9 protein-coding genes are annotated in these 13,628 nt (G+C 63.9%); 4 read left to right on the top strand and 5 right to left on the bottom strand.

All coding sequences use genetic code 11. The annotated features are described in order from the left end of the window. The first annotated feature begins 137 nt into the window (after positions 1–137). Genes MA04_RS04055 through MA04_RS04045 form a run of 3 tightly spaced genes read left to right on the top strand, consistent with a single transcriptional unit; the run spans position 138 to position 3,294 of the window. Positions 138–1,319 carry an acetylornithine transaminase gene (locus MA04_RS04055; protein WP_262459547.1) on the top strand — a complete coding sequence of 394 codons (1,182 nt, stop codon included), beginning with the start codon at positions 138–140 and terminating at the stop codon, positions 1,317–1,319. Beyond that, complete coding sequence (gene argF / locus MA04_RS04050; RefSeq protein ID WP_163127179.1) at positions 1,316–2,224, top strand: ornithine carbamoyltransferase; 909 nt, start codon at positions 1,316–1,318, stop codon at positions 2,222–2,224. The genes MA04_RS04055 and argF overlap by 4 nt, the downstream gene beginning before the upstream one ends. A 14-nt stretch (positions 2,225–2,238) precedes the next feature. After that, on the top strand, positions 2,239–3,294 hold the full coding sequence (locus tag MA04_RS04045) for an ABC transporter ATP-binding protein (RefSeq protein ID WP_262459546.1): 1,056 nt from the start codon (positions 2,239–2,241) through the stop codon (positions 3,292–3,294). A 309-nt stretch (positions 3,295–3,603) separates the two neighbouring features. Here the strand turns inward: MA04_RS04045 and MA04_RS04040 are convergent, their stop codons facing one another. The 5 genes from MA04_RS04040 to MA04_RS04020 form a co-directional block, all read right to left on the bottom strand. Next, positions 3,604–4,707 carry a GGDEF domain-containing protein gene (locus tag MA04_RS04040; protein WP_262459608.1) on the bottom strand — a complete coding sequence of 368 codons (1,104 nt, stop codon included), beginning with the start codon at positions 4,705–4,707 and terminating at the stop codon, positions 3,604–3,606. Continuing rightward, complete coding sequence (locus MA04_RS04035) at positions 4,707–5,795, bottom strand: GGDEF domain-containing protein (RefSeq protein WP_262459545.1); 1,089 nt, start codon at positions 5,793–5,795, stop codon at positions 4,707–4,709. Before MA04_RS04035 ends, MA04_RS04040 begins: the two co-directional genes overlap by 1 nt. Positions 5,796–6,029: 234 nt before the next feature. Further along, entirely contained in the window at positions 6,030–7,499 is a 1,470-nt protein-coding gene (glpK, locus tag MA04_RS04030; protein ID WP_262459544.1) for a glycerol kinase GlpK, read from the bottom strand. A 161-nt stretch (positions 7,500–7,660) separates the two neighbouring features. Then, entirely contained in the window at positions 7,661–9,247 is a 1,587-nt protein-coding gene (locus MA04_RS04025; protein WP_262459542.1) for an ATP-binding protein, read from the bottom strand. A gap of 96 nt (positions 9,248–9,343) precedes the next feature. After that, positions 9,344–10,066 (bottom strand): response regulator, encoded by a 723-nt coding sequence (locus MA04_RS04020; RefSeq protein WP_014995605.1) that lies wholly within the window; start codon positions 10,064–10,066, stop codon positions 9,344–9,346. 674 nt (positions 10,067–10,740) lie between these two features. Between MA04_RS04020 and MA04_RS04015 the strand changes: the two genes are divergently transcribed. Beyond that, positions 10,741–13,617, top strand: a complete 2,877-nt coding sequence (locus MA04_RS04015; RefSeq protein ID WP_262459541.1) for a ribonucleoside-diphosphate reductase subunit alpha — start codon at positions 10,741–10,743, stop codon at positions 13,615–13,617. The last annotated feature ends 11 nt before the right edge of the window (positions 13,618–13,628 follow it).

Here is a 13,628-nt window from a genome sequence, read left to right as displayed (position 1 = left end):
GCGATGAGTGAACAGGCAGTATGCCACAGGCCGGACGCCCCAGGGCCCGCGCGTTGCGCCGCCCTTCAAGCGTGAGTATTATCGTTGGTCCACTGGCAGCCTCGGCTGCCGTTTTTATTTTCACGGACCCTAATATCATGAGCGAGCAGTTCCTGATCCCCACCTACGCGCGGCAGCCCATCGCTTTCGTCCGCGGCCAGGGGGTATGGTTGTACGATGAACAAGGCAAGGCGTATCTGGACGCGGTGTCCGGTGTCGCCGTGTGTAATCTCGGTCACTGCCATCCGGCGGTGGTCCAGGCGCTTCGCGAGCAGAGCGAACGCCTGATGCACACCTCCAACCTGTATCGTATTCCCGTTCAGGAACGACTGGCCGAGCGACTGTGCCAGCTGGCCGGCATGGACAAAGTGTTCTTCGGCAACTCCGGCGCCGAGGCCAACGAGGCCGCGATCAAGCTGGCGCGGCTGCATGGCCGCCGCCGCGGTGTGGAAAAGCCGGTGGTGCTGGTGATGGAAGGCAGCTTCCATGGCCGCACCATGGCAACACTGTCCGCCACCGCCAACCAGAAAGTCCAGGAAGGCTTCGGACCGCTGCTGGAAGGCTTCCGCCGTTTGCCCTACAACGACCTTGATGCGGTCCACGAGGCCGCCGATGACAATGTCGTGGCGGTGCTGGTGGAACCGGTCCAGGGCGAAGGCGGCGTCAACGCGGCCAGCCCCGGCTATCTGCAAAAGCTGCGCGAACTCTGCGATCAGCGCGGCTGGCTGTTGATGCTCGACGAGATCCAGACCGGCAACGGCCGCACCGGCACCTATTTCGCCTGCCAGGCGGAACAGGTCCGCCCCGACGTGCTCACCACCGCCAAGGGGCTGGGTAACGGCTTCCCGATTGGCGCCTGCCTGGTCAGCGGCGCGGCCAGCGATCTGTTCGGGCCCGGTAATCACGGCAGCACTTTCGGCGGCAACCCACTGGGCTGCGCAGTGGCACTGGCGGTCATCGATACGTTGCAGGACGGTGTGCTGGAACAGGTCGCCGACAAGGGCGAGGCCCTGCGCGCGCAACTGCGCGAGGCGCTGTCCGGTCTGTCTCTGGTCCAGGAGGTCCGTGGCCGGGGCATGATGGTGGGTATTCAACTGGATCGTCCCTGCGGCGAGCTGGTGGACCGGGCCCGCGAAGCCGGGCTGTTGATCAATGTCACCGCCGGCTCGGTGATCCGCTTGCTGCCGCCGTTGATTATCAGCGACGCGGAGCGCGATCAACTGGTCCACACCCTGAGCACCGTGATCCACCGCTATGCCGATGAGCAGGAGGCCTCATGACCCGCCACTTTCTGACTTTGCTGGACCTGACCCCGGAAGAACTGGGTTATCTGATCCAACGGGCGGTGGAGCTGAAAACCATGCAGCGCACCGGCCAGTTCCATGAGCCGTTGCGCGGCAAAACCCTGGGCATGATCTTTGAAAAGTCCTCCACCCGCACCCGGGTGTCCTTCGAAGTGGCCATGACCCAATTCGGCGGCGCCAGTATTTTCCTGTCTTCCCGCGACACCCAGCTGGGCCGTGGCGAACCGGTGGAGGATTCCGCCCGGGTGCTCTCGCGCATGGTGGACGCGGTGATGATCCGTACTTTTGATCACCGCACCGTGGAAACCTTCGCGCAACATTCCCGGGTACCGGTGATCAATGCCCTCACCGACGATTTCCACCCCTGCCAGTTGCTGGCCGACATGCAGACCTACGTGGAGCATCGGGGCGAGATCAAGGGCCGCAAGGTGGTCTGGGTCGGCGACGGCAACAACATGTGCAACAGCTACATCAACGCCGCCCGCCAGTTCGATTTCCAACTGGTGGTGGCCTGCCCGGAAGGCTTTGAACCCGACGCCGCCCTGATGGCGGACAACGCCGGGCGAGTGTCTGTGGTGCGCGACCCGCGCGAAGCGGTGGCCGGCGCTCATCTGGTCACCACCGATGTCTGGGCCTCCATGGGCCAGGAGCAGGAACAGCAGGAGCGGGCCCGGCATTTCGCCCCTTATCAGGTGACCCCGGCGCTGATGGACCTGGCCGACGAGCAGGCGCTGTTCATGCACTGCCTGCCCGCCCACCGTGGCGAGGAAATCAGCCACGACATGCTCGACGACCCGCGCTCCGTGGTCTGGGACGAAGCGGAAAACCGTCTGCACGCGCAGAAGGCGCTGTTGGAATTCCTGCTCCACGGCCAACACTGACAACATTGCGGCCCATGTCCCAGCCCCTGCTGACCGTTACCGATCTGGCCTGCCAGTATGGTGAATACCGCGCCGTGAACGGCGTCAGTTTCACCCTGGAGGAAGGCCGGATCGCCTGTCTGCTGGGACCCAGCGGCTGCGGCAAGACCACCACCCTGAGAGCGGTGGCCGGGCTGGAACCGATCCAGGCCGGTCGCATTCATATCGGCGGCGAGGAAGTGGCCCGTCCCGGCTATCAGCTGGCCCCGGAACGCCGGCGGCTCGGTATGGTGTTCCAGGAACACGCCCTGTTCCCCCATTTGACCGTGGCCGAGAACGTGGCTTTCGCTCTGCGCCGGGAGACAGCGGAGCAACGCCGCGAACGGGTCGCCCAGTGCCTGCGCCGGGTACGCCTGGAAGGGCTGGATCAGCGCTATCCCCACGAATTGTCCGGCGGTCAGCAACAGCGGGTGGCCCTGGCCCGCTCCCTGGCGCCGCGCCCGCGCCTGCTGTTACTGGACGAACCTTTCGCCAGCCTCGACCTGGATCTGCGCCGGGCCCTGGCCGAGGAACTGGGTGATATCCTGCGCCAGGAGCAAGTGGCGGCGCTAATGGTCACTCACGATCAGGAAGAGGCGTTTCTGCTCGCCGACCAGGTCGGCGTCATGCAGGCCGGAACCCTGGCCCAGTGGGACAGCCCTCATCGCATCTATCACGCTCCGCGCAGCCGTTTCGTGGCGGAATTCGCCGGCTACGGCACCTTCCTGCGCGGCACCGTCACCGCCGCCGGCGCGGTTGGCACTGTGCTGGGAGAACTGCGTGACGGCCCCCTGCCCTGGCCGGCCGGCACCGAGGTGGACGTGCTGTTGCGGCCGGATGACCTGTTGCCGGATCCCCAGGGCACGCCGCTGACCGTGGAAAAGAGCCTGTTCACCGGTCCCACGGTTCTGCACCGGTTACGTTTGCCGGACGGCGGCACCTTGTTGTGCCAGACCAGCGGCCGGGAACCACCAGCACGCCCCGGCGAGATGATGCCAGTGACCATGGCGCCCACGGTCCTGGTGGCCTTCCCGCTTCAGGACGAAGACTAGCGCCGGACGCCCGGGAAGATCGCGGTCCGTGAACCACGGCTGTCCCATAATTGCAGGAGAGTCTGACGCTCTGGCTTGTGAATTCCCGCAATGCCCTATCGGCAGGTGCCGGGAACACGAATTCAGAGAGGGCGACGAAGCCGCTGTGGGAGCCAGCCTGCTGGCGAATACGGCCTCCGGTATTGGGCATTCGCTTGCGGGCAAGCTCCCACAGCGGCTAAAGAACCACGGGCTGCTTTGTTTCGCTGTTAACTGTCCACTATCAACTGTCAACTCAACTGCGGCTCCATAGCAAGGCCATGGCCGCGCCTACCCCGTCCGCACCTGATTGCGACCATGGCTCTTGGCCAGGTAGAGGCCGTGATCGGCGCGGGCCAGCAAGGTTTCCACGGTTTCCCCCGGCTGATAGCCGGCGACACCGGCGGACAGCGTCACCGTGGCCGGCCCGCCCATGTGGTCGAAACCGGCGTTGGCCCACTGCTGGCGCAGGCGTTCAACCACACGCAGGGCGCCGGCCTCATTGCTTTGCGGCAACACCATCAGGAACTCCTCACCGCCGAGCCGTGCCAGGTAGTCCCCCTCGCGCAACAGGGCGGCGGCGTGGTCGGCGAAGGCGCGCAGCACCTGGTCGCCCCATTGATGGCCGTAGTGATCGTTGATCGCCTTGAAGTGATCCATGTCCAGGTAACACACCGCGAACGGATAATGATGGCGGTCCGCCAGACTCTTCTGATAATCCAGCACTTCCACGATATGACGGCGGTTGAACAGCCCGGTCAGATCGTCGCGAATCGCCAGTTCCCGGCTTTGCCGCACCATCCGCGCCAGTTCCCGATTGTGTCGGCCGAGGGTCCGACGCAACGCATTGACGCCGCCCCCGGTAATGGTGAAGCAAGCGCTCACCGCCACGAAAGCCAGCCACTGCAGCAGCGCCGACGCCAGCTCCAAATGTTCATCCCGATGCTGATAAAGACCGAGCAACGCCAGCCCGTAAGCCGCACTGACCACCACGGACAACAGACTCAGAGCTCTTGGCTCCAACCGGAACGACAGCAGCAACAGCAGCGGGAAATACAGCAACATCACGGCGAGGCGCCCGTCCGTGGTGTGTACCGCCGTCAGCAACAGCATGGCGGCCAGAACGATCCCGGCCGGAAACGACAGCGTCGGCTCCTGCCAGGCCCGGGTCAGACCGCGCTCGATCATCGCCAGGTAAGGCAGCATGAGACTCCATAGCAGCGCCAGCGCGCACGCCAGCACCTCTCCGTCGACGCGGCTGTGCCCCAGTTTCCACAGCACCGTCGCCACCGCCGAATAAAACAGCGCCACCGCCACCACCGAGCGACCATGCACCCGCAGCAGGCGGCGCTCGTTCACTGTCAGGCGCCCCAACGGCTGCCAGTCCGGCTTCATCACGCTTCCTCCAGCAAGCGATCACGGCCGGCCTGCTTGGCCTGATACAGCAGCCGGTCGGCGCGGGCCAGCACCTGTTCCGCCTCTTCCCCGGTGCCGGCCAAGGCAAGGCCGGCGGAAGCGGTCACACTCAAGTCCGGCTGGCCCTCGAAGCCCTCTTCACGCAGTTCCGCCAGTATCCGCTCCACCAGCTCCCGGGCCTGCTCCCGGTGACTGACCGGCAGAATCAACAAGAACTCCTCGCCCCCCATCCGCGCCGCCAGCGCCGGCGGTTGCAGATGGCGGCGCAGCAAATCGGCGAAACGGATCAGGACACGGTCACCAGTCAGGTGGCCATATCGGTCGTTGATGGTTTTGAAATGATCCAGGTCGACGAACACCACCGCCAGCAGATAGGCACCACGACGGGCCTGGCCACAGGCCTTGGTCAGCAGCTCCATGGCGTGGCGGCGGCCGTACAGGCCGGTCAGCTCATCGCGGATCGCCAGATCACGGACCTGCCGCGCCATTTGCTGCAAGGCTTCGTTGCGGCCGTCGATGCGACGGCGGATGCCGACGATCTCCAGCGCCAGCAACATCATCAGCACCACCGCCAGGGTGAACAGCAGCCAGTGTTGCCACTCCACCATGGCGTTGAAGGCGTGCGGCGCACTGCTTTGCAGTTCCAGCAACACCAGCGCGTAACCGCCCACGCCGAGCAATGCCAGGCGCAGCAATTGCCAGCGGCCAACACGGAACACTCCGATTTGCAGCACAGCGAGAAAGAACACCATGACCAGCAGGCGGTGATCACTGAGGAACAAGGCGCTGACCAGCAACGCCACCGTGCTCCACACCAGCACCGGCTCGATAAAACGGCGGACGTCACCACCATTGCGAAGGGTCAGGCAGGCCAGGCTCCAGACCACCAGATGGCCGAACCAGAGCGCCAGGAAGGTGAGGAAGAACGCCTCCGGGGACAGGGCGAAAAAGCCCCATTGCAACGCCAGCCAGCACACCAGAGTGTGAGCGCCGGCGCCCAGCAACGCCGCCAGGGACAGCCGCTGGAATTCCTGTTTGTCATATCCCCGCGAGATTCTTTGCTGCATGCGCCGGGTCCCCGAATGATGGCAGGCGGGGGCCTATGCACCACACGCCGAACGCTGTTCCGGAGCCGGAGCCGGGTTTACCGGAGCCACGCAGGGGCAGTATCGGCAACAGGCATCAGGCTATTTTCCTAGAGCAGCCCGGAAATGATACTGAAACCCGGTGAGGCGGCCCATGCCGCCTGTGTAAAAGAAAGTCACATCACCCAGGGGGCATCCCACATCACCCGGCGCATCTCACATCACCCGGCGCACCGCTGCCTGCCAGCCCTGGTAGCGCCGTTCGCGTTCGTCCTCCGCCAGCGACGGCAGGAAGGAGCGCTCGCAACGCCAGTGATCACCCACATGGGCCAGATCGCTGTACCAGCCGCACCCGAGCCCGGCCAGATAGGCGGCGCCCAAAGCCGTGGTTTCGGTCACGTCCGGGCGGTCCACCTGGATCCCCAGCACATCCGCCAGGGTCTGGCTGAGCCAGTTGTTCACCACCATGCCGCCATCCACCCGCAAGGTGGTGGGCCGCCGCCGGCAGTCCGCCGCCATCGCCTCCAGGAGGTCCCGGGACTGGTAGCAAACCGCCTCCAGACCGGCGGTGACCACCTCGGCGATACCGGTATCCCGGGTCAGCCCCAGCAAGGCACCGCGGGCATGAGGATCCCACCAGGGCGCTCCCAGCCCGGTGAACGCCGGTACCAGATAGACGCCGCGCGAGGAACCGGCACGACGCGCCAGCGCCTCGGTTTCACTGGCGTGGGAAATCAGATTGAGGCCGTCGCGCAACCACTGGATGGCGGCGCCGGCGACGAAGATGGAGCCTTCCAACGCGTAGGTGGTTTCGCCGCCGAGGCGATAACCCACCGTGGTCAGCAGGCGATTCTCCGAGGTCACCGCGGCGCCGGTGTTCATGATCATGAAGCAGCCGGTGCCGTAGGTGCTCTTGACCATGCCCGGCTGGAAACAGGCCTGTCCCACCAACGCCGCCTGCTGGTCGCCGGCGATCCCCGCCACCATCACCGGCGCTCCCAGCAGCTCCGGCGCGGTGACCCCGAAATCACCGGCGCTGTCGCGCACCTCCGGCAGCAGGGCGGCGGGAATGTTGAACAGGCTCAGCAGGGTGTCGTCCCAGCGCTGCTCATGGATATTGAACAACAGTGTGCGCGAGGCATTGGTGGCGTCGGTGGCATGCACCTTGCCGCGGGTGAGCTTCCACAACAGCCAGCAATCAATGGTGCCGAAGGCCAGATCACCGGCCTCGGCCCGCGCCCGTGCCCCTTCCACCGTATCCAGTAGCCAGGCCAGCTTGGTGGCGGAGAAATACGGGTCAAGCAACAAGCCGGTGCGCTCGCGCACGGTGTCCTCGTGCCCCTGATCCTTCAATTGCTGGCACAAGGCGGCGGTACGACGGTCCTGCCAGACGATGGCGGGCGCCTCCGGTTCACCGGTGGCACGGTCCCACAGCACCGTGGTCTCGCGCTGGTTGGTGATACCGATGGCCGCCAGCTGCGCCGCCTCCACCGCGGCGTTGCGCAACGCCTGCCGGCACAACGCCAGCACATCATTCCAGATTTCCTGAGCGTCGTGCTCGACCCAGCCGTCCTGGGGGAAATGCTGCTTGAATTCCTTTTGCGCCTGCCCCACCGCGGCCCCATCGCGATCAAACACAATGGCGCGGGAACTGGTGGTGCCCTGGTCGATGGCGAGGATGTACATGAGAACCCCGGAAATCAGTTAATAATTAATAGTGAACAGTTAACAGCGAAAGATAAAAACAGGTGATCTTTAACCGCTGTGGGAGATGCCTGCAGAAAACGTATTGGTCGACTTTTGTTTTTCGCTGTTAACTGTTCACTATTCCCTGTTAATTGCTCTTCTCATCTTCCCAGCACATGCTGGCGCTGCTGTTCGCGGGGCAGGATAACCTGGAAACGGGCGCCGCCCCAGTCGCTTTCCAGCACCCTTACTTCGCCGCCGTGCCAGTCGACAATGCGCTTGACGATGGACAGCCCCAGGCCGTAGCCGCCGCTGGCGCGGTGCCGGGACTGGTCCAGACGGGCGAAGGGCTTGAACACCCGCTCGCGTTGATGCTCGGGGATCCCCGAACCGTCGTCGTCCACTTCCAGCACCACCCGTTCGCCGCCTTCTTCCAGCCGTATGGTCATGAGGATGCGCGCCTGCGCGTAGCGTAGAGCGTTGGTGACCAGATTCTGCAGGATACGGTGCAGGTAGCGCGGGTCGCCATCCACGGCCAGGGTCCGGTCCCCTTCCACCTCGATCACGATATCCCCGCGAATCGTGTCCAGTTCCCCTCGCAACTGCTCGCACACTTCCACCAGATACACCGGCTGGAAGTCGATGGTCGGCGTGCCCTGTTCCAGCCGCGCATAGGTGAGAATCTCATCGATCAACTGATCCAGCTGGTCAATGTCCCGGTCCAGGGCATCCAGTCGCTCCCGGCGGGCCTCGGCGGATTCGCTGTCGGCCAGCATTTCCAGACCGAAACGCAGCCGCGCCACCGGCGTGCGCAGTTCGTGGGAGACCGCCCGGGTCATCTCCCGTTGGGCATGGATCAACCGGCGGATGTGGGCGGTCATGCCGTTGAAGGTGGCGGCCAGTTGGCCGATGGAGTCGCCGCCGCGAACGTCGGCGTGGGCGGTAAGATCGCCGCCGCCGAGCCGTTTCACCGCCCGCTCGAGATGGCGCAGTCGGGTTTGCAGCGGCCGGACCTGGAGATAAGTGGACAACGCCACCAGACACAAGGCCAGCAAGCTGGCGATCACCAGTAATTCCCAGGGGAACGGATCGAACAGGGTCATCGGCCCGAGCACCAGCACCCGGTGGTCCCGTGGGATGGGCACGTAAAGGTAGAGGGTGGCGTCCCGGCGCGTGCTGTCGGTGAGCAGCAGCACCATCTCGTTGCGGTCCAGGCGCTGGTACTGTTCCTCGTCGAGACCAACTTCTCCCCACTCCGCCAGGGACAGCGGAAACCCGAAGTACGGCACCAGCCGCGCCAGGGACTGGGCCCGCTGCTCCGGCGCCACCGCCTTGAGGCGCGCCTGCTGCTCGGAGAGACGTTCGAGACTGGTAACCAGATAATCGTCCCCGCCGGGAACGTGATACAGCACGGTGATCCGTTCGGACTCCCGGTGTTCTCGGATCACCACCCGGCCTTCGTCCAGGTGCAACCGCTCCCGGTAGGTCAGGCTGAGGTCCGCCCCCGGGTGTATCCGCAGGGAGGCGCCAAGCCGACGGCTCATCTCCCGCAGCCATTCGGCGCGGTCGGCTCCGGATTGCTCCCGCAGTCCCTCCCCGAGCAGAAAGAAAGTCCCTTCCGCCATGCGCTCGCGATACTGACCGGCGCGGTACTGATTGATCAGATCAACGCCGACATAGGTGGCGGCACCGATGATCAGCAGGGCCACCAGGATGCCACCGTAGATGCGCACAAAAATGCTGTTCAAGAGGCCTCTCCGGTCAACCCGGGCAAGTGGCGCCAACAGCCGCGCCCGCGCCGCCGACGCCGGTCACGGCGCGGCGGGGAAGCGGGCACGGTGTCTTCAACCGGAACTCATTTCCTTGACGAACAGGTAGCCCTTGGAACGCACGGTCTTGATGCGCTTGGGATTTTCCGGGTCGTCGCCGACTTTCGGGCGGATCCGGGAAATGCGCACGTCGATGGAACGGTCCTGGCCATCGTACTGGATGCCGCGGAGTTTCTCGAAGATGGTCTCCCGGGACAGCACGGTGCCAGCGTTGGAGGCCAACAACCAGAGCAGATCGTATTCGGCGCTGGTGAGATCCACCGACTCGCCTCTCAGCGTCACTTCGCGGGCGGCGTTGTCGATCACCAGAGCACCGAATTCGAGGCGGGCCGGTGAGTTGTCTCGCTCATTGTCGGTTTCCACCCGCCGCAGCAGGGCGCGGATCCGCGCCAGCAATACCCGCGGCTTGACCGGTTTGGCGACGTAATCGTCGGCGCCCATCTCCAGCCCCAGTACCTGATCCATGTCGTCGGTGCGGGCGGTCAGCATCAGGATTGGCTTTTTGTACGCCCCCCTGACTTCCCGGCACACCGTCAGACCGTCCGCCCCCGGCAGCATCAGATCCAGTACCACCAGATCCGGTTGCTCGGCGCGGATCCGGCGGATCGCGTCTTCCCCATCGCGCACCACGGTAACGGCGAGGCCGTTGGATTCCAGGTATTCTCGGGTCAGGTCGGCGAGGCGGTCATCGTCCTCGACGATCATGATGGTCGGCGGGTTATCCTGCACGGTTGTCATCCCGTCGTTATCCTTATCCGTTTCTGTTCACAAGGGACCGGGTTACCCCGGTACAAACTGCCCCACCCCCAGTGGCGTGGCGATATTCTTCTTTTAGCGCATACACCCCGGCGGCGGCAACCATGACGATGGCGGCAAGATGACACAATATATGGGATAGCGGCGCTTCACTACCAGTGTCATTTCCGGCGCCGGAAAAGACTCACAAAAGTTCACACATTATCCACAGGATTTCCCCAGGCCGGCATCTTGCAAATCCGCCCGCTCGACTATAACTTGTACCCAATCAGAACCAGCAACCCAATATATTGGGTTTTGTAAAATGTCACCGCTCCCATTCTTTGGAGACAGCTGAAGATAGCGAAAGACGGTGGCAGGCCGGCGCCACGGGGCCGGCGGCAGTTTTTCCCGCTGGGTACCCGCCCCACCCGGGCACACAAGATATAGTGGTATCCAGGCACCACGACGCAGTCCGGATAAACCGGAACGTCCCAGAATAAAGCGGGAGAAGACGGTGAAAGCGGCACCAGGGCCGCGGCAAGCCCCGCGGTAGCTGGCCGTAACACCAGACAGAACACATACCAGACACCACGGCAGCGCCATAACGGCGCTGCCCCGGCCAGCCGGGCCGGACACTAAACAGCATCGCACCATACTTTTACGGAGAGGGCATCATGCAAACGGAGATGAATCGCGACTCGCAACCCGACGACCGCGATGCGATCGACATCGAGGACGCAGGCGTATCCACTACCGCCCCGGGCCAGTTGCGCGTGATCAAACGCAACGGCAAGGTGGTTCCCTACGATGACGACAAAATCACCGTCGCCATAACCAAGGCCTTCCTGGCCGTGGAAGGCGGTACCGCCGCGGCTTCCTCGCGCATCCACGACACCGTCGCCCGGCTTACCGAGCAGGTCAGTGCCATTTTCAAGCGCCGGATGCCCTCCGGTGGCACCATCCACATTGAGGAAATCCAGGATCAGGTGGAGCTGGCGCTGATGCGCGGCGGCGAACACAAAGTGGCGCGGGATTACGTCCTCTACCGTGAGCAGCAGGCGCGCAAGCGCGCCGAGCGCGACAGCCAGTTCCCCGAGCCCACCCACCAGGTGGATCTGGCCGTGACCATGGAAGACGGCAGCCGCGCGCCGCTGGACATGGGCCGCCTGGAACACCTGATCCGCGAGGCCTGCCGCGGCCTGGATTACGTGGACGCCGACAAGATCATCGCCGAGACCGTCAAGAACCTGTACGACGGCGTCTCCATCAAGGACGTGAACACCTCCATGGTGATCACCGCCCGCACCCTGATCGAGGTGGAACCGAACTACTCCCTGGTCACCGCCCGCCTGCTGCTGGACAAGATCCGTGCCGAAGCGTTGCAATACCTGGACGTGGCCGAGCGTGCCAACCAGGAAGAAATGCAGGAACTGTACAGCCGCACCCTGGCCGCTTACGTGCATAAAGGCATCGAGTGCGAGCTGCTGAACCCGGAACTGGCGGACTTCGACCTGGAAAAACTGGGCGCCGCGCTGAACGGCGAACGCGACCTGCAGTTCTCCTACCTGGGCCTGCAAACCCTGTACGATCGCTACTTCATCCACCATAACGACACCCGCATCGAGCTGCCGCAATGCTTCTTCATGCGCGTGGCCATGGGGCTGGCGATCCGCGAGGACAACCGTGAAGAGCGCGCCATCGAGTTCTACAATCTGCTGTCCAGCTTCGATTACATGAGCTCCACGCCGACCCTGTTCAACGCCGGCACCCTGCGTCCGCAGCTCTCCAGCTGCTACCTGACCACGGTGCCCGATGATCTGTCCGGCATTTACAGCGCCATCCACGACAACGCCATGCTGAGCAAATTCGCTGGCGGCCTGGGCAACGACTGGACCCCGGTGCGGGCGCTGGGTTCCTACATCAAGGGCACCAACGGCAAATCCCAGGGCGTGGTGCCGTTCCTGAAAGTGGTCAACGACACCGCGGTGGCGGTGAACCAGGGCGGCAAGCGCAAAGGCGCGGTCTGCGCCTACCTGGAAACCTGGCACATGGACATCGAGGAATTCCTCGAGCTGCGCAAGAACACCGGTGACGACCGCCGCCGTACCCACGACATGAACTCCGCCAACTGGATCCCGGATCTGTTCATGAAGCGGGTGGTGAACGAGCAGGAGTGGACCCTGTTCAGCCCCAACGACGCGCCGGACCTGCACGATCTCTACGGTGAAGCGTTCGAGCAACGCTACAACGAATACGAGGAAATGACCCGTGACGGCCGCATCAAGCACTACAAGCGGCTGCCGGCCATCAACCTGTGGCGCAAGATGCTCTCCATGCTGTTCGAGACCGGCCACCCCTGGTTCACCTTCAAGGATCCGTGCAACCTGCGCAGCCCGCAGCAGCACGTGGGCGTGGTGCACTCCTCCAACCTGTGCACCGAGATCACCCTGAACACCAACCGCGAGGAAATCGCGGTGTGTAACCTGGGTTCCGTGAACCTGGCCCAGCACATCGGCGACAACGGCCTGGACCGGGAAAAACTGGCACGCACCGTGAAAACCGCCGTGCGCATGCTGGATAACGTGATCGACATCAACTACTACAGCGTGCCTCAGGCGGAAAACTCCAACCTGAAGCACCGCCCGGTGGGCCTGGGCATCATGGGCTTCCAGGACGCGTTGTATAAACAGGGCATCAGCTACGCTTCTTCCGACGCGGTGGCGTTCGCCGACCAGTCCATGGAAGCGGTCAGCTACTACGCGATCCAGGCTTCCGCCGATCTGGCCGAGGAGCGCGGCGCCTACCAGACCTTCGACGGTTCCCTGTGGAGCCAGGGGGTGCTGCCGATCGACTCCATCGACATCCTGGTGAAACAGCGTGGCGAGGACTACTGCAAGGTGGATCGCAGCCAGACCCTGGATTGGGACAGCGTGCGCGAAAGAGCACGCAAGGGCATGCGCAACTCCAACGTGATGGCGATCGCGCCCACCGCCACCATCGCCAACATCACTGGCGTGTCCCAGTCCATCGAGCCCACGTACCAGAATCTGTACGTGAAATCGAACCTGTCCGGCGAATTCACCGTGGTCAACCCGTACCTGGTGAACGCGCTCAAGGAACGCGGTCTGTGGGATAACGTGATGGTCAACGACCTCAAGTACTACGACGGTTCCGTGCAGCCGATCGAGCGGGTGCCGGCGGATTTGAAGGAACGCTTCCGCACCGCCTTCGAGGTGGAGCCGCGCTGGCTGGTGGAATCTGCCAGTCGCCGCCAGAAGTGGATCGATCAGGCCCAGTCCCTGAACCTGTACATCGCCGAGGCCAACGGCAAGAAACTGGATGTGACTTACAAAATGGCGTGGCTGCTGGGTCTGAAAACCACCTATTACCTGCGTGCCATCGGCGCCACCCAGACCGAGAAGTCCACGGTCAATGACAACAAGCTCAACCGGGTATCCGCCGTGGCGGAGGAGCCGGCCCAATTCGACAAGGCGGCGGATGTGCCGCAGGCCTGCTCCATCGACGACCCGGACTGCGAGGCGTGCCAATAAGACGCCGGACG

This window comes from Alloalcanivorax balearicus MACL04 (assembly GCF_025532145.1).
Taxonomy (GTDB): Bacteria; Pseudomonadota; Gammaproteobacteria; order Pseudomonadales; family Alcanivoracaceae; genus Alloalcanivorax; species Alloalcanivorax balearicus.
Note: the sequence above shows the minus strand (reverse complement) of the source record. Positions and strands in the feature narration are given on the sequence as shown.